The organism is Rhizomicrobium sp., from assembly GCA_037200985.1.
Classification (GTDB): domain Bacteria; phylum Pseudomonadota; class Alphaproteobacteria; order Micropepsales; family Micropepsaceae; genus Rhizomicrobium.
In genome coordinates this window covers 4,355,800-4,371,672 of record JBBCGJ010000001.1, presented here as the reverse complement: position 1 = coordinate 4,371,672, position 15,873 = coordinate 4,355,800, and the positions used below count along the sequence as shown (strand labels likewise).

The 15,873-nt window shown below is 63.5% G+C and carries 15 protein-coding genes; 10 read left to right on the top strand and 5 right to left on the bottom strand.

Going from position 1 to position 15,873, the window contains the following annotated elements:
- Positions 1-125 precede the first annotated feature (125 nt).
- Entirely contained in the window at positions 126-938 is an 813-nt protein-coding gene (locus WDN01_21465) for an IclR family transcriptional regulator C-terminal domain-containing protein (GenBank protein ID MEJ0028601.1), read from the top strand.
- Between the two features lie 32 nt (positions 939-970).
- On the opposite strand, the gene WDN01_21460 is transcribed toward WDN01_21465, so the two are convergent.
- Positions 971-3,244 (bottom strand): TonB-dependent receptor, encoded by a 2,274-nt coding sequence (locus WDN01_21460; GenBank protein ID MEJ0028600.1) that lies wholly within the window; start codon positions 3,242-3,244, stop codon positions 971-973.
- Positions 3,245-3,453: 209 nt separating this feature from the next.
- Positions 3,454-4,623, bottom strand: coding sequence for a CoA transferase (locus WDN01_21455; GenBank protein ID MEJ0028599.1), 1,170 nt, complete (start codon positions 4,621-4,623; stop codon positions 3,454-3,456).
- Between the two features lie 147 nt (positions 4,624-4,770).
- On the opposite strand from WDN01_21455, the gene WDN01_21450 reads away from it, so the two are divergent.
- From WDN01_21450 to WDN01_21430, 5 genes are all read left to right on the top strand, one after another.
- Entirely contained in the window at positions 4,771-5,556 is a 786-nt protein-coding gene (locus WDN01_21450) for a citryl-CoA lyase (protein ID MEJ0028598.1), read from the top strand.
- 79 nt (positions 5,557-5,635) lie between these two features.
- Entirely contained in the window at positions 5,636-6,778 is a 1,143-nt protein-coding gene (locus WDN01_21445; protein ID MEJ0028597.1) for a cobalamin-independent methionine synthase II family protein, read from the top strand.
- 32 nt (positions 6,779-6,810) lie between these two features.
- Positions 6,811-7,359 carry a VOC family protein gene (locus WDN01_21440; protein ID MEJ0028596.1) on the top strand — a complete coding sequence of 183 codons (549 nt, stop codon included), beginning with the start codon at positions 6,811-6,813 and terminating at the stop codon, positions 7,357-7,359.
- On the top strand, positions 7,359-7,790 hold the full coding sequence (locus WDN01_21435) for a hypothetical protein (protein ID MEJ0028595.1): 432 nt from the start codon (positions 7,359-7,361) through the stop codon (positions 7,788-7,790). Before WDN01_21440 ends, WDN01_21435 begins: the two co-directional genes overlap by 1 nt.
- Positions 7,791-7,811: 21 nt before the next feature.
- Positions 7,812-8,180: a hypothetical protein gene (locus WDN01_21430; protein MEJ0028594.1), complete on the top strand. Its 369-nt coding sequence runs from the start codon at positions 7,812-7,814 to the stop codon at positions 8,178-8,180.
- A 147-nt stretch (positions 8,181-8,327) separates the two neighbouring features.
- Here WDN01_21430 and WDN01_21425 read toward each other — a convergent pair whose 3' ends face one another.
- A complete protein-coding gene (locus WDN01_21425; GenBank protein MEJ0028593.1) occupies positions 8,328-9,248 on the bottom strand; it encodes a hypothetical protein in 921 nt (306 codons plus the stop codon).
- On the opposite strand from WDN01_21425, the gene WDN01_21420 reads away from it, so the two are divergent.
- From WDN01_21420 to WDN01_21410, 3 genes are all read left to right on the top strand, one after another.
- On the top strand, positions 9,249-9,440 hold the full coding sequence (locus WDN01_21420) for a hypothetical protein (GenBank protein ID MEJ0028592.1): 192 nt from the start codon (positions 9,249-9,251) through the stop codon (positions 9,438-9,440).
- A 325-nt stretch (positions 9,441-9,765) separates the two neighbouring features.
- A protein-coding gene (locus tag WDN01_21415) for an IS630 family transposase (GenBank protein ID MEJ0028591.1) occupies positions 9,766-10,829 on the top strand; the annotation gives its coding sequence in 2 pieces (ribosomal slippage) (positions 9,766-10,246 and positions 10,246-10,829; 1,065 coding nt in all).
- A 22-nt stretch (positions 10,830-10,851) separates the two neighbouring features.
- Complete coding sequence (locus tag WDN01_21410; GenBank protein ID MEJ0028590.1) at positions 10,852-11,763, top strand: hypothetical protein; 912 nt, start codon at positions 10,852-10,854, stop codon at positions 11,761-11,763.
- Between the two features lie 5 nt (positions 11,764-11,768).
- Here the strand turns inward: WDN01_21410 and WDN01_21405 are convergent, their stop codons facing one another.
- Positions 11,769-12,362, bottom strand: coding sequence for a hypothetical protein (locus tag WDN01_21405; GenBank protein MEJ0028589.1), 594 nt, complete (start codon positions 12,360-12,362; stop codon positions 11,769-11,771).
- Between the two features lie 239 nt (positions 12,363-12,601).
- On the opposite strand from WDN01_21405, the gene WDN01_21400 reads away from it, so the two are divergent.
- Positions 12,602-15,058 carry a glycogen/starch/alpha-glucan phosphorylase gene (locus WDN01_21400; protein ID MEJ0028588.1) on the top strand — a complete coding sequence of 819 codons (2,457 nt, stop codon included), beginning with the start codon at positions 12,602-12,604 and terminating at the stop codon, positions 15,056-15,058.
- Here the strand turns inward: WDN01_21400 and WDN01_21395 are convergent.
- A complete protein-coding gene (locus WDN01_21395) occupies positions 14,961-15,809 on the bottom strand; it encodes a DUF72 domain-containing protein (protein MEJ0028587.1) in 849 nt (282 codons plus the stop codon). The genes WDN01_21400 and WDN01_21395 overlap by 98 nt on opposite strands.
- Positions 15,810-15,873 lie beyond the last annotated feature (64 nt).

The window sequence follows — 15,873 nt, the reverse complement described above, 5'->3', positions numbered from 1 at the left end:
GAGCTTACACATTTTCTATAGTCGGTGGAATTTTCGAAGTGCGAAAAACGGCGCGACCGCCCGTCATGGACAAAAACGGTGCACCGGCTTCTAGTGGGCGCGCCCGACGCCTTTTCAATGCGACGATGGATTCCGACACAGAACCCCATACCGACACCGAATATCTCTCGACGCTGGAGAGAGGCTTGTCCGTCCTGCGCGCGTTCGGGCGCGACAATCCGCAGATGACCCTGAGCGAGGTGGCGGAAATCACCAAGCTGTCGCCGGCAGCGGCGCGGCGCTGCCTCAACACCCTGGTCAAGCTCGGCTATGTCGCCAAGCACCACCGCCATTTCCTGCTCCGGCCCGAGGTGATGAGCTTTGCCTCCGCCTATCTGGATTCGATGAGCCTGGGCGAGTTGGTGCGCCCGCACCTCCAGGCGGTGCGCGACGAGACGGGCGACAGTTCTTCCCTGGCGGTGCTCAGCGGGTCCGACATCCTCTATCTGGTGCATGTGTCGACCAATCGCATGGTCCGGCTGGCCGCCGGGATCGGCACGCGCTATCCCGCCTATGCGACGTCCCTGGGACGCGCGATGCTGGCCTTTGAGCATGAGGACGTCCGCAATCACTATCTGGACACCGGCACGTTCACGCCTTTCACCGAGCACACGGTCACGTCGCGGGCCGAACTCCGCAAGCTGTTCGCGGAGGTGCGGCGGAGCGGCTATTCCGCGACACAGGACGAACTCGACTACGGGCTGATCTCGATCGCCGTGCCGATCCTGGATGCCGCCGGCCGCTCGCTCGCGGCGATCAACTGCTCGACCTCGACATCGCGCGTGGCGCTCGAGGAGCTGATCCGGACGCGGCTGCCGATCCTGCAGAGCGCCGCGCGCACGATCGAGACGGCGATCCGCCGCCAGCCCTATCTGTTGCGTTCGGTCCATCCCGATTGAGCGGGGCGGCTTGGCCACCGCCCCCGCCGCGATCAGAATTTCTTCGTAAAATCGATACCCCAGGTCAACGGCTGGCCTTTGAAGAGGAAGCCGCCGGTCGAGTATTCGGTGTTGTAGCGCTTGTCGAACAGGTTCTTGGACCAGGCTGTGACGCGCCAATCCTCGGCCTCGATCCCGATGCGCAGGCTGGCGAGGTTGAGCGGATCGCGCGCGACCGGCGTCGGCTCGCCCGCCGCCGGCACCGGGATGACGAAGGTGGTCGGACCGACCAGGTTGTCGTCGAAGCGGATCATGCCCTTCACGCCTTCCCACAGGGGATGCTCATATTGCAGCCCGACATTGAGGGTGTAGTCTGACACCAGCGGCGCCTTCGAGCCCACGACCAGGGCGCTCGACGCGCCGGGGAATTTCGTGATGTCGCTGTCGGTATAGCCGAAGCCGACATTGGCGCTGAACTCGTCGGTGATCTGTGCCGTGGCGTCGAGATCGACGCCGGTGAAGCGCACGCCCGAGATGTTGCCGAGATTCTGCGTCGAGTTGGAGGCCAGGAACACGAAATAATAGTCGTTATGGTCCTGCGTCCTGTAGACGGCGCCGTTGACGCTCAGCCGGTTGTCGAACCAGCGGGTCTTGGCGCCGACTTCGTAGGTGGTGGCGGTTTCGGCGTTGAACATGTCGCCGACATTGTCGAAGCCCGCCAGCGCGGCTGCCGTGGCGACGCCCGTCTGGTTGAAGCCGCCGCTGCGAAAACCGCGGCCATAGCTGGCGTAGACGTTCACGTTGTCGTCGACCGTGTAGCGCAGGATCGCCTGGGGCTGGAACGCATCCCAGGTATGGGAGCGCTTCTGGCCCGTCGTCGCCGCGATCGCAGCGCGACCGGTGATCGGGTTGGCGTCGAGGAATTCCTGCGGCGTGAGCGTCGTGTTCTTCCGGTGGTCGCTGTCGTAGCGCGCGTTCAGCGACAATTCGAGATCGTCCGTGATCTCCGTCGAGGTGTCGAAATAGAAAGCCCAGGCGAACTGGTTCTGGCTGTCGGCGAGGAAGCTGACCTGCGATTGCGGGGCGAAAGACGACAGGCCGAATTGCGGATTCGGTATGCGGTAGATCGGCTGCACGCCGGAATCGGTCGGACCGTCAAACGTATTGCCGGTCGAGATGAAGCGCTGGGTCGCGAAGATCTGTCCGCCGCCCATGTAGCGGAAGCGGCCGGTGGACGGCGACGTGAAGCGCAATTCCTGCGAGAAGGTCTTTTCGTTCAGGAGCTGGGACTGGCCATAGTCGAAGCCGACCATCGAGTGCCCGAACGGATTGAAGGGGTAGCCGTCGCCGGTGAGGATTTCGCGCGTCGTGTTGTAGCCGGTGATCGAAGAAATCTCGCCGCCGCCGGTGTCGTAGGTCATCTTCAACGACGTATCGTAGATCTGGCGGTCGTCGAAGCCCGAATTGTTCAGATCGATCGGCTGGGCCGTAAAATTCGGATTGTTGAAGTCCGGCGAGCCGAAGGCCGGCACGACGTAGTAGAGGCCGCGCGTGTTCAGGATATCGGTCGAGAATCGCAGATCGGCCGTGAAGTTGTCGGTCGGCGTGTAGAGGAGCGCGACGCGGCCGTTGAAGTCCTTGACCGGATCGGCGTCGCGGCGCGCCGATGGGTCGACCGTGTCGATGTTCCGCAGATGGCCGTCAGTGTTGAAATAGGAGGCAGCGACGCGGATCTTCAGCGTATCGGTGAGCGGGCCGCTGACGACGCCCTGCAGCTTGAAGCCGGGGCCGCTCTCATAGCCGGCCGTGAAGCGCTCCTCCCAGGTATCGGTCGGCTGCGCGGTGGTGATGATGATCGCGCCGCCGATGGCGTTGCGGCCGTAGAGCGCGCCCTGCGGGCCCTTCAGAACCTCGATCTGCTGGATGTCGAGCAGTTCCTGGTTGAACTGCGCCGGCTGGGTCATCTCCACGCCGTCGACCACGATCGCGGCGGAGGGCTCGCTGTTGCGCGCCTGGGAGATGCCGCGCATGACGATAAAACTCGTTCCGGCGTTCTGCGTCGGAATGAAGGTTACGTTCGGGACCGCGCTTAGGAAGTCGGCCGGGGACGTGATGCCCCGGGCGAGGATATCGCCGGCTGTGAACGCCGTGTCCTGCGCCGGCAGGTCGTGGATGTCTTCCGAGCGCTGGCGCGCGGTGACGACGACGGTCTCGATGGCGTCGTCCGCGAAAGCCGGTGCCACGCCGACGAACACCGCGGCGAGCGCCGTGCTGCACGCGAGCGCCTTGGCATAGTTGGCCGAACGACGGCGATGAATCCTAGTCATGTGCCTTCCCCGCTTTTTGGCCGCGGCGCGCCGCCGGCCAATTCGATCCTCACACAGCCTTTCGCCGAGGCCCTTTAGGCTCGGGGCGATGCCCGTCAGTTCGGGCTTCGGATGCGCGCGGATTCCTCCTCAGTACAAAAGGCTAGGTATTTCGTTTTGCGAAGTCAATTTCGCTATTCGAATTTACGACGCTTTGCCTGGTAGTGATGCTATTCGGCAGCATCCGAGGTCGGATGGCGGCGCCACATCTGGCCGGCGAGGCCGCGAATGGCCTCGTCGTGCTCGCCCAGCGTAGGTGGCGGGACCACCGCGGTGGCATGACGTCCGTCGAAATTCACCGGAAAACGAACCGTGCGGAAACGGCCCATGGTGGGATGCTGCCCCTCGACCTCGATGCCGAGATACTTCGCCTGGCGATCCTGCAGCGCCTCGCTCGAATCGTAGACCGGCGAGAACGGCACACCCTCGCCGTCGAGGCGGGCGCACCATTCGGCGCGGGTCTTGGTCTTGAAAATGGGCGTCATCAGCGCGATCAGGTCGTCCTGGTGCTTGATGCGCGCGGGGCGGTCAGCGAAGCGCGGATCCTCGAACAGCCTGGGCCGCTCGATCGCGTTCGCCAAGCCCTGCCAGAACTTCTCGGGCGAGGACATGTGCATCGCGACCCATTTGCCGTCGGCGCATTCGAAGACATAGGACTGCGACACGCTGGGCCGGCTGAACGGGCCCATGATCTCGCCCTGCGAGAAGTAGTGCGTGAAGTCGTCGAGATTGAAATGGCACATGGCTTCGAGCATTGAAATGTCGATGCGACGGCCTTTTCCCGTCCGGTCGCGCTCGTGCAGCGCGCCCAGGATGCCGAACGCCGCATAGAAACCCGTCACCGCGTCCGCGATGGCCGGGCCGACGACGCGCGGATTGCCGGGATTGATCAGCAGCCTCAGCCAGCCGCTGGCCGCCTGCGCGACGGTGTCATAGGCCGGCCGCTCGGCATCCGGCCCGTCATGGCCGAAACCGGAGATGCCGCAATAGATCAGCGCCGGATTGATCTCCTGCAGGCGCTCGCAGCCGACATTCAGCTCGTCCGCGACGCCGGGGCGGAAATTCTGGATGAACACATCGGCATTGGCGACCAGCTCGTCCAGCAGCTTGAGATCGGCGGGGTTCTTGGTGTCGACGGTCAGGCTGCGCTTGTTGCGGTTGTAGGTCTGGAAATGCGGGCTGTAGAGGCCGCCCTTGAAGGCGCGGAAGGGATCGCCCGTCTTGGGCCGCTCGAGCTTGATGACATCGGCGCCCATGTCGGCGAGGATCATGCCGGCCGCGGGGCCGGTGATGAACGTGCCCATTTCCAGGACGCGGACATCTTCGAGAACCTTGGTCATGGCCACTCCGGGCGACTGGCGCGGCCGGCGCAGCCGCTATCGGGAAAGACGGCGATAGACTATGGATTTCCGCATGTCGAAGTCAATTTCGATATTTGGTAAGTTGCGGCGGCGCCGGAACGGTTCAGCGAGAAACGGAGTCATATCATGCGTATCGGCAAACAGGACGCCCCCTTCACGGCCATCTCCACGGCGGACACCGCTTCCATCACCATCCGCGGCAAGGACCTGTGCAGGGAGTTGATCGGCAAGATCGACTTCATCGACTATTTCTTCCTGCTCCTGATGGGCAAGGAGCCGAACGCCGACCAGCGCTTCTTCGTGAATGCCCTGCTGGTATCGATTGCCGAGCACGGGCTGGTGCCCAGCGTGCAGGCGGCGCGCATGACCTTCGCCGCGGCGCCGGAAGCGATCCAGGGCGCGGTCGCCGCCGGCCTGCTTGGCTCGGGTTCGGTGGTGCTCGGCAGCGCCGAAACGGCGGGCTATTTCCTGAACGATCTGGTCGAGGCGTCGAAGGGCGGCAACGCCGCCGAGGTCGCGGCCGAGCGCATCCGGGCGATGCGCAAGACGAAATCCCCGATTCCCGGTTTCGGCCATCCGCAGCATTCCGAGGGCGATCCGCGCGCCAATGTGCTGCTTGCGCTTGCAAAGCAGCGCGGATTGACAGGCCCCTATCTCGATATGCTGCAGACGGTGAAGGCCGTTCTGCCGGAGGCGCTGGGCCGCCCCCTTCCCATCAACATCAACGGCGTCATCCCGGCCATCCTGCTGGAGATTGGGTTTCCACTGACGGCGCTCAAGAGCATCTCGATCCTGGCGCGGACAGCGGGCCTGCTCGCCCATCTTCAGGAAGAGGCGCAGCGGCCGATCGGCTTCATCATGTCGAATGCGGCGGCCGACGCGATCACCTATGACGGTGTAAAATCCAAATAGCGTACGATCGTGTTTTGCAATTTCGCCTGAGCCGCGATAGCGTAAAATCGAAGAACTTTTCGATATCCGAAAACATCCCATGCTCCGCAGCACCGAACGCTTCCTGACGACCCATACGGGAAGTCTGCCCCGCCCGGACGATCTCATCGCGATGATGGTCGCCCGCGAGGAAGGCATTCCGGTGGATGCCGCGGCGCTGGACGCGCGCGTCACCGGCGCCATCGGCGAGATGGTGCGCCGCCAGAGCGAGGCCGGAATCGACATTGTAAACGACGGCGAAATGTCGAAGCCGAGCTACGCGACCTATGTGAAGGACCGGCTGAACGGGTTCGACGGCACCAGCAACAGCTTCGTGTTCCAGGACCTCGTCGGCTTTCCCAAGAGCCAGGCGCGCGTGTTCGGCGATCCGGGGCGCAAAACCCGCAAGACGCCGGGCTGCAACGGGCCGATCTCGGTGCGCGATCTGAAGTCGCCGAAGGTGGATGTCGAAAATCTGACGACGTACGCGAAAGGCGCGAAGATCGAGGGGCTGTTTTCGAGTGCGGCGTCGCCCGGCGTAATTTCGCTGTTCTTCCGCAACGACTACTACAAGAGCCACGAGGAATACCTCTACGCCATCGCCGAAGCGATGCGCTACGAATACGAGACCATCGCCAATGCGGGGATGACGCTGCAGCTCGACTGCCCCGACCTCGCGATGGGCAGGCATGTGCAATATGCAGATCTCAGCCTGGAAGAGTTCCGCAAGCGGATGCGCCTGCATATTGAGGCGCTGAACCACGCGGTACGCAATATCCCGGCCGAGCAGCTTCGCATGCACATGTGCTGGGGCAATTATCCGGGCCCGCATCATTGCGACGTGCCCTTTGCGGACATCATCGACGTACTTACTTACGCCAAGCCGACCGCCATCCTGTTCGAGGCGGCCAACCCGCGTCACGCGCATGAGTGGAAGATGTTCGAGAGTATCAAGCCGCCTGAGGGCAAGGTCCTGGTCCCGGGCGTCATCGAATGCCAGTCGAACTATATCGAGCATCCCGAGCTGGTCGCCCAGCGCATCGCCCGTTACGCAAATCTCGTGGGGCGCGAGAATGTGATGGCGGGCGTCGATTGCGGCTTCTCGATCCATGTCGGACAGGGCGGCGTCGATCCCGACGTCGTCTGGCTGAAGCTTGCCGCGCTCGCGGAAGGCGCGCGCATCGCGTCAAGACAGTTCTGGTGATCAAGGGACCGAAGGAAACGAAAGGCAAAGCCATGGCCAAGCAAGCAACGCTTCCCAGCCGTCTTCACCACAACGCCTATGTCACCAACGACATGGAGGCCACACGCAAGTTCTACGAGGACGTGATCGGCCTGCCGCTGGTCGCGACCTGGAGCGAAGCCGACGAACTGTTCGGCGCGCTTCGGACCTATTGCCACTGCTTTTTCGCGCTTGGCGACGGCGGCGCGCTCGCCTTCTTCCAGTTCGCGCGGCCGGAGGACCAGAAGGAGTTCGGCCCTAAGATGCCGTTCTCCCCGTTCCACCACATCGCGCTCAATGTCGACGCCGAGACCCAAAAAGGAATCGAGGAGCGCATCAAGGCGGCGGGCTACAAAGAACCGCAGACCTATGTCCTCGAACACGGCTATTGCCGGTCGGTCTACGTGACGGATCCGAACGGGTTGACCGTGGAATTCACGCTGGACGCGCCGAAAGCCGACGAGATCAACGCCGAGCGCCGCGCCAAGGCGCACGAAGAGCTGCGCAAATGGCTTGCCGGCGACCACACCACCAACAATACCTACCGCGCGGAGCACCATTGATGGGGGCCATTCCGAAGAAAGTCCAGCCGCTGATCGACGGCGCGTTCCCGCAGAATGTCTGCCTGATCGGCACGGTGCTCGACAGCGGCTTCGCCCAGATCACGCCCCGCGGTTCGACGCAGGTCTATGACGACGACCACATCTCGCTCTGGGAGCGCGGCCGCGGCACGACGACGGCGCTCCTGGGCGACGGCACCAAGGTCACGGTGTTCTATTTCAATCTCGGGGCGCGCGACGTGCTGCCGATCGGCGGCATCGTACGGCTTTATGGCACCGCCACGGTGCACAAGTCGGGTCCCGTCTACGAAAAGGTCTGGGAGCGGCTGATCGCGCCGGAGAAGGACTGGGACAAGGAAAAAAAAGGCTGGGCGGTGCTGATCAAGGTAGACCGCGCCGAGGATCTTCTGGGACAACCGATCAAGCTGGATTGAACGCAAAACGGGGGGAACGACATGGGTTTCGCGACAAAGCTTCTGATTTCCGCCGCGCTCTGCGCCGCGGTTGCCACGCCCGCGCTAGCGGGCGACACCTGGACCGGCGCCTATAGCGGGACGATCGTTTCGACCTATGCCGATGGCAGCGTGGTTAAGGTCTACGTGAATCCCGACCACACCTATTCGATCACCCTGCCGAACGGCAGCACGCTGAAGGGCATCTGGGCGGACGGCGACGGCGGCAGCTGCTTCACGACCACCGATCCGCCGCAGCCGGCGGGCACCAAGCCGGCCTGCTTCCCGATCAAGGACTACAAGATCGGCGACACCTTCGCCGGCGAGGATGCGACGGGCAAGTTCACCGGCGTGATCGTGGCGGGACGGTAAGCGGCGGTCGTTTGGACCGCGTGTCACGCGCCAAAACCTGTCATGGCCTGCAACGGCGGGCCATCCAGGTGATGCTTCTCTTCGCTTGTGGCACTCGGCTCGATCCAACTGGATGGCCCGCTTTCGCGGGCCATGACAGTCCTGGAATCACATCTCGCGCTTGCGCGAGATGACGTAGGATTCGTCGCGGAACCACAGGCCGTTACGCGTCTTGAGGACGTCGCGGGTGGCATCGAGATAGCGCGAGTCGCGCATCGCCTGGGTCAGCCGGTCGTCCTCGATTTGCGCGACATAGGCCGCGTCGTTCCAGGCCGCGAACAGGGTCGAAGTGCCGATCGAGGTCGCCTCGGCGTCGATCTCGTTCGGCAGCGTGTACATCTCGTACTGGAAGTGCGAGCGGTCGTCCGGCAAGGCGTTGAAGTTGAAGTGCCGCGCCCTGCTCCCCAGCGCGGCCTTGGTTTCACGCAGGATGTCGTGACGGGTTGTGGTAAAGGACTGCTCGTCCGGCCAGACCTTCTGGATGATCTCCATGCCGGGATCGGCGCCGGCCGAATGGATGCCAATGAGCCGGCCACCGGGTGCCAGACTCTGCGCGAGCGGCGCGATCACCTTCCTGGCCTTGAACTCCGCGGTGGCCCGCGCCCGATAGGGCTGGGACGCGATCACCAGATCGTAGTCGGCATGGATCGAGCCGCGGCGCGGGATCACCTGATCCAGCAGGAAGCGGCAGTCTTCCAGATAGATCACCAGGACGACGGGCTTCTCGTAGACCGGACTGCCGCTCTTCTTGCTGACGGCGGCGCGCCAGTTCTGCGCCAGGAAGGGCTCGAGATCGCTGATTTGTTCCTCGAACTCGGCCGCCGTGCTGCCGCGCAGCGGCAATTCATGCCACACCAGGCTTGTCGCGGCGGTGACCGACGACGGGAGCAGAGAAGGCGCCCCCGAATAATAGAGATTGGTCAGGATCAGCACCGTCGCGGAATGCTCGTGGAAACGGTCGGGCATCTTCTCCAGCGCCAGGCGCACATCTTCGAGACTGATCTCCTTGCCGACGACGTAGAGCGGCATATGCTCGAAGCGCCGATGCATGCTGCGCAGCACGCGGGCGAGCACGTGCCGTCGCCGACCCCGGCGTCGAACATCCGTACGGCCGGCGGCCGCGGATGGATGTTCGCCAGCTCGAGCGTCACGCGGTTCGCGATCTCGCGCTTCTCGCTGCACGTGTTGACGAACATCAGATATTTCTGGCGGTTGTCGTAAAAGCGGAAATAGCGCTCTGGATTCGACGGCATGCCGTCATAGACAGAAATGCCAATTGCCGATCCAGGGGCGCGCGCGATCCGCCGACTCGCGATTCGCAGGTGAACGCGCCCTCGCCCGCGAGGCCGAGACCTGAGCATACCAAGCGGGCCTTCTGGCCTGCGGATCGTGAAAATCCGTACACGTTGACGAATGGCGCGCAGTACCGAATATCGGCACCGTCAATACGTGTAATACCAACGGCCTTAGTTTCTGACTCGTGAGGATTCAACGCGGCCGCTGTCTGTGATTCGCTTTGCGAGGTGATTCGCGAAGGGGATCGGCGATGGCGATCAAGATTTTGCGTTCGGAACACAGTGCTTCGGATTTGCGGCGGGAGGCGGCCAAGACGCGGCACGCCGATCAGGCTCGCCGGTTGCTGGCGCTGGCACTGGTGCTGGAAGGCACGTCTCGCACGGACGCGGCAACGGCGTGCGGCATGGATCGCCAGACGCTGCGCGACTGGGTGCATCGCTATAATGCGTCAGGCATCGATGGTCTTGTCGACCGCAAGGCTCCAGGCCCAACGCCCCGGCTGACGGAGCAGCAGGAGGCTGAACTTGTCCAGATTGTGGAGCAAGGTCCCGATCTTGCGAACGACGGTATGGTGCGCTGGCGCCGCGTCGATCTTCGCGACGTGATCGCCGCGCGCTTTGGCGTTGCGCTTCACGAGCGCACCGTGGGCAAGGTGCTGGATCGTCTCAACTTCAGCCATATGTCGGTTCGCCCGCGCCATCCCAAAGCAGACGCCGATGCCCAAGAGGCGTTCAAAAAAACTTCGCGCAGCTTGTCGATCGCGCCTTGCCGGATGCCGCCAAAACCAAGCCGGTCGAGATCTGGTTCCAGGATGAAGCCCGGATCGGCCAGAAGGGAAGCTTGACCAGAATGTGGGCGCGGCGCGGGACACGCCCCACCGCGCCGCGCGATCAGCGCTACAAGTGGGCCTACCTCTTCGGCGCGGTCTGTCCCGAGCGCGCCTGTGCCGCCGGTCTGGTTCTTCCTTGCGCCAATACCAGGGCGATGACGGCGCACCTCAAGGAGATCAGCCGGGCCGTCAGGCCAGGCGCCCATGCTGTCCTGGTCATGGACGGCGCTGGCTATCACGAGAAAGCCATCACCCACCTGCCGTCCAACATCTCGCTGCTGACGTTGCCGGCATACGCCCCCGAACTCAACCCGGTCGAGAATGTCTGGCAGTTCCTGCGCCAGAACCATCTCGCAAACCGCGTCTTCAAAGACTACGACGCCATCCTCGATGCTTGTTGCGACGCTTGGCGAAGCTTCCTCAGAAACCCAGACAATATCGCCTCGATAACCCAAAGATCATGGGCCAAATGTGTCAACCACTGAGGCCGTTGGTATAAGGCGTTCGATGGCCGATTCGGTCTTGGTTCCATCTGGCCTGGCCCGGTGGGAGATTCAGGCGGGTGACGACGTTAGCGAGGACATGATCGCCGAGTTGCGGGCCGGCCCGCGCTTCAGCGAGGCGATGCGCTTCGTCGCCGGTGAGGCACTCTCGCTGCTGGATCGCAACCCGACCCAACATCGGCTGTTCGACGACTCCGGCCGATTCGTGCTGGGGGTGCTCGCGCTCTATCTCGACGCGACCGGCGGCCTCACCCATCGCCGCCTGAGGGATCTGAGCAGCGCCGCCGGGTCGTTGAGTTCTGGACGCGCCACGGCGATCCTGATGCATCTGCGCGTCATCGGCTATGTCGAACCGGCCGATGTGCAGCAAAGCGGACCGGTGCGGCGCTACGTGCCGACCAGGACGATGCTTGCCGCGTTCAAGGCGCGCCTGCGCATAGAATTCGACGCGGCGTCGAAGATCGAGCCCGAGGTCGGGCGCCTGCTGGCCCGGTTCGACGAGCCGGAGGTCTTTCGCCTGGTGTGCGCCACGACCGGCGATATCCTGATGGGCGCCGCGCCGCGCACCCGCGCCGAGCTGGCGATCATCCAGAAGACCGCCGCAAGGCGCAGCGGCATGCTCCTTCTCTATTGTCTGCATCAGGCAGCCGACAAAGGCGGAGCCTTTCCGGCACCGGGGACGCTGCAGCCCAACCTCGCCCTTCTCGCGACGAGGCTGCACACCTCGCGCGGCCACATCCTCTCCCTGATGCGCGAATTGCAGCAGGCGGGGGGATACATCCACAACACAAACGGGATCGACTCAATCACGCCGCTCCTGAGCGAAGCTTTCGCGAAGCACTATGCGATCATCTTGATCGGCGTGCTCATCTGCACCCATCGCGTGCTGAACGCGCCCGACTTTCCGCCCGCCTAGAACATTCAGTGCCACAGCCGCGGAAGCGGGCCACGGCGGCCATAGACGGGATCCTGTTTGGGTGCGCGCACCAGGGCGATCGCACGCACGCTTGCGTCATGCGCGTCGTCTCGCGGCGTCTTCTCGTCATAGGTGCCGCCGGACGGATAGGCGCCGACGACGAGAAGGTCCCTGCTTTTCAACAGGCGGCGGTGGCCGATGCCGGCGGGCAGGACGAGCACATCGCCGGCCTTTACCTGGAGCGCTCGGCCGCGAGCGCCGCCGAACCGTACCTTGAGCCAGCCGCGCGCGATGCCGAGCACTTCATGCGTTCCGGTGTGCCAGTGTAGCCAGTCATACATGCCGTCGCGCCAGCCATCGCCCGAGCCGTTCGATTCGAACAGAGCTTCGAAGATGGCGGCGGGATCGTAGCCCCCGGCGAACTTCACGGGGGAGCGGTAGAGCACCAGGGGAAATTTCCGGTTGTTCGGCGTCTCGCCGTCATCCCGCAGGCGGAACGTGTTCGCCTTGCGCGGCGTCACCAACGCGGCGAGATCCGCGCGCGCCGGACGCCCCAGTCCGGTGATCCGTTCCGCGACGCTCTTGACGCTTTCCAGCATAACCGCTCTCCCGTGCAAGCACTAACGCGCAAGGGCAACGAACCGCGTGTCGAAGAGTTTTCAAATCACGAACTTAACTATCGGCGCGGTCTCTGGCCTGGACTGCGACCAAAAACCCCGATTGGATTGCAGCAAAACGTGTCGTTGTGCGTTAGCGCTGAGGACCCGGCACTCACCGAAACATGGTTGTCGCTCCACAAAAGCATATTTAGGCTGTACTTTGTATTGAAGCCGTAGCGATGACGTCCCTGGCCGAGCCATCCATACCCACGCAAACGGACATCCGAGACGCGCTGCTCGCCAATGTCGTTCAGCTCCTGGGACGCGATCCGGACACCGCGACGAAGAAGGACTGGTTTTATGCGCTCGCCTATTATCTGCGCGGACGCCTCAGCATGGCGCGCGTGGAAACGTGGCGCCGCAACTTCGAGCATAGCACGAAGTGGACGTACTACCTGTCGATGGAGCTCCTACCCGGGAAGCTCCTGCGCACATGCCTGAATAGTCAGGGTCTTCTGGAACTCTGCCGCGGCGCGCTCGGCGATTGCGGCGTCGATCTCGACACGTTGTGGGAGATCGAGGTCGAGCCGGCGCTCGGCAATGGTGGCCTCGGCCGGCTGGCCGCGTGCCTGCTCGAGTCGATGGCGGCGCTCGGCTATGCGGGGCTCGGCTATTGCATCCGCTACGAATACGGCATGTTCCGCCAGGAGATCGAGAACGGCGAGCAGGTCGAGCATCCGGAGAACTGGCTGAAGGAGATCAATCCGTGGGAATTCCCGCGGCCCGATTTCACCTATGCGGTTCCGTTCCATGGCCGCGTGACGCAGGTGACCAATTGGAAGGGCGAACTCGACGTCCATTGGAGCGAGACGGATACCGTCAACGCCATGGCCTACGACATGCCTGTCATCGGGGCGGACGCTGAGACGACCGGCATGGTCCGGCTGTGGTCGGCAAAGGCGACGTCGGACTTCAACTTCGCGTGGTTCAATCGCGGCGACTACGCCGAGGCGGTCGAGGAGAAGGCCCAGTCGGAGACGTTGTCGCGCGTCCTCTATCCCAACGATTCGATCAATATCGGCCGCGAGCTGCGGCTGAAGCAGGAATTCTTCCTCGTCTGCGCCTCGCTTCAGGACATCCTGCACCGGCATCTGCGGCGCGGCATGGCGATCGAGGATCTCGCCGATCACGTCGCCATCCAGCTAAACGACACCCATCCCGTACTTGCGATCGCCGAGCTGATGCGTCTGTTGGTCGACGTTCATCGCGTTGTCTGGGACAAGGCCTGGACCATCACCGGCGCCGTTTTCGCCTTCACCAATCACACATTGCTCTCCGAGGCGCTGGAGCTCTGGCCGGTGCCGCTGTTCGAAACCCTGCTGCCGCGGCACCTGCAGATCATCTATGAGATCAACGCGCGGTTCCTGCGCGACGTGATGCATCGCAATCCGGGCGATACGGACCTGTTGCGCCGGATGTCGATCATCGACGAGAACGGCCCCAAGAGCGTGCGCATGGCCCATCTGGCGATCATCGGCAGTCATCGGGTGAATGGGGTGTCGCATACCCATACCAGCATCATGCGGCAGACGCTGTTCCGCGACTTCGACCGGCTCTGGCCGGGACGGATCATCAGCCTGACCAACGGCATCTCCCAGCGGCGCTGGCTGGCCGATGCCAATCCCGCGCTGACGGCGCTGATCGGAACCCGCATCGAGGGCGAATGGCTCACCAATTTCGACCGGCTGCGCGAGCTTGAGCCCTGCGCCGGCGACGAGGCCTTCCGCGCGGACTTCGCGTCCGTGAAACGAACGAACAAAACGAGAGTCGCGCAGATGCTCGGCGCGCGGCATGGGATCGCGATCGATCCGGCATCGCTGTTCGACCTTCACGTCAAGCGCATCCACGAATACAAGCGGCAGCTTCTCAACATCCTGCAGGTGATCGGCCGCTACAATCGCATCCGCGCCGGCGCCGACGAGGTTCCACGCACCGTGATCTTCGCCGGCAAGGCCGCGCCCGGCTATGTCATGGCCAAGCGGATCATCCATCTGATCAACGCAGTCGCCGACATCGTGAACCACGATCCCAGGACGCGCGGCCTTCTGAAGATCGTGTTCGTACCGAATTACGGCGTCCAGATCGCCGAGCAGCTCGTGAGCGCGGGCGATCTGTCCGAGCAGATATCGGCCGCGGGCACCGAGGCGTCGGGAACCGGCAACATGAAGCTTGCGCTGAACGGCGCGCTCTCCATCGCCACCCTGGACGGCGCGAACACCGAAATCCGCGACGCGGTCGGACCCGAGAACATCTGGATGTTCGGCCATAGCTTCGAAGAACTTCAGGCACTGCACGCCGCGGGCTACGATCCGAGAGCGATCTATCGCGACAACGCCGAAGTCCGCGAGAGTCTCGACATGATCCGCGACGGCTATTTCACGCCCCATGACCGCGGCCTGTTCGTGCCAGTCGTCGGCGCACTCCTGGCCGGCGGCGATCCTTTCATGGTGCTGGCCGATTACGACGCCTATGTACGGGCGCAGGCGACGGTCGACGAAGCCTGGCGCGACAAGACGGCATGGACGACGAAGGCGATCCTCAACGTCGCGCGGATGAGTCCGTTCTCGATGGATCGTCTTGTGCGCCAATACGCCGAGCAGGTCTGGGACGCGAAGGCGGTTCCAGCTTCTGGATGAGATTCCCCGCATCGAACGGCGCCCGTACCATGGCGTCGTTGTCGAAATAGACATAGACGTCTCTGGATTTGCGACGTGGCGCCCGGCCCTTGCCGGCGTGCGGACCCTCCGCGTCGCCGCCGCCGGCCCAAGCTCCGATCCGATTCGCCCAGATCGCCAATGCGTTATCGTTGTATCCGCTGGCGTATAGCTCTTCCGATCCGTGCAGGCGGCAATAGACGAAGTCGGACGTGACATCCATGAGGAGCGGCCATTCCACTGTGTCGGCGCAGACCAGCGCGATGTCATACTTGCGCAGCAGCCCGATGAAGGCGCGCGTCTTGAAGCTCTCGTGCCGCACTTCGAGCGCGTGCCGGAGCCTGCGGTTCTCGCGCGTCCGCAGCCAGGCCTTGGCTTTGAGTTTGTCGTTGTGGGCCCGTGCCAACCGGGCAGCGGCATCGGTGTCGCGCGGCAGGAGAGCAAAGAAGGCGGCGAGCCGTTCCGCATCGAATGCCAGAGTGGGAGGAAGCTGCCAGAGGATAGGTCCGAGCTTCCGTTCCAGCCGGAGCAAGCCCGAGGCGAAGAAATTGGCGAGCGCGGGCTTCGTATCCTTCAGCTTGAGCATATGCGTGACGTAGCGCGGGCCCTTGAGCGCAAAGACGAAATCGTCCGGCGTCTCTTCCGCCCAGCGGCCGAAGAGCGCCGGGCTCTGCAGCGAATAGAACGTACCGTTGATCTCAATGGTCGGAAAGGTGCGCGCCGCGAAAGCCAACTCGTCCTTCTGGCGCAGACCCTTGGGATAGAATACGCCGCGCCATCGCGCATAGCGCCAGCCG

Coding starts and splice junctions, on each gene's coding strand:
- WDN01_21465 (MEJ0028601.1), top strand. CDS start 126: ATGGATTCCGACACAGAACCCCATACCGACACCGAATATCTCTCGACG.
- WDN01_21460 (MEJ0028600.1), bottom strand. CDS start 3,244: ATGACTAGGATTCATCGCCGTCGTTCGGCCAACTATGCCAAGGCGCTC.
- WDN01_21455 (MEJ0028599.1), bottom strand. CDS start 4,623: ATGACCAAGGTTCTCGAAGATGTCCGCGTCCTGGAAATGGGCACGTTC.
- WDN01_21450 (MEJ0028598.1), top strand. CDS start 4,771: ATGCGTATCGGCAAACAGGACGCCCCCTTCACGGCCATCTCCACGGCG.
- WDN01_21445 (MEJ0028597.1), top strand. CDS start 5,636: ATGCTCCGCAGCACCGAACGCTTCCTGACGACCCATACGGGAAGTCTG.
- WDN01_21440 (MEJ0028596.1), top strand. CDS start 6,811: ATGGCCAAGCAAGCAACGCTTCCCAGCCGTCTTCACCACAACGCCTAT.
- WDN01_21435 (MEJ0028595.1), top strand. CDS start 7,359: ATGGGGGCCATTCCGAAGAAAGTCCAGCCGCTGATCGACGGCGCGTTC.
- WDN01_21430 (MEJ0028594.1), top strand. CDS start 7,812: ATGGGTTTCGCGACAAAGCTTCTGATTTCCGCCGCGCTCTGCGCCGCG.
- WDN01_21425 (MEJ0028593.1), bottom strand. CDS start 9,248: ATGCCGCTCTACGTCGTCGGCAAGGAGATCAGTCTCGAAGATGTGCGC.
- WDN01_21420 (MEJ0028592.1), top strand. CDS start 9,249: ATGCTCGAAGCGCCGATGCATGCTGCGCAGCACGCGGGCGAGCACGTG.
- WDN01_21410 (MEJ0028590.1), top strand. CDS start 10,852: ATGGCCGATTCGGTCTTGGTTCCATCTGGCCTGGCCCGGTGGGAGATT.
- WDN01_21405 (MEJ0028589.1), bottom strand. CDS start 12,362: ATGCTGGAAAGCGTCAAGAGCGTCGCGGAACGGATCACCGGACTGGGG.
- WDN01_21400 (MEJ0028588.1), top strand. CDS start 12,602: ATGACGTCCCTGGCCGAGCCATCCATACCCACGCAAACGGACATCCGA.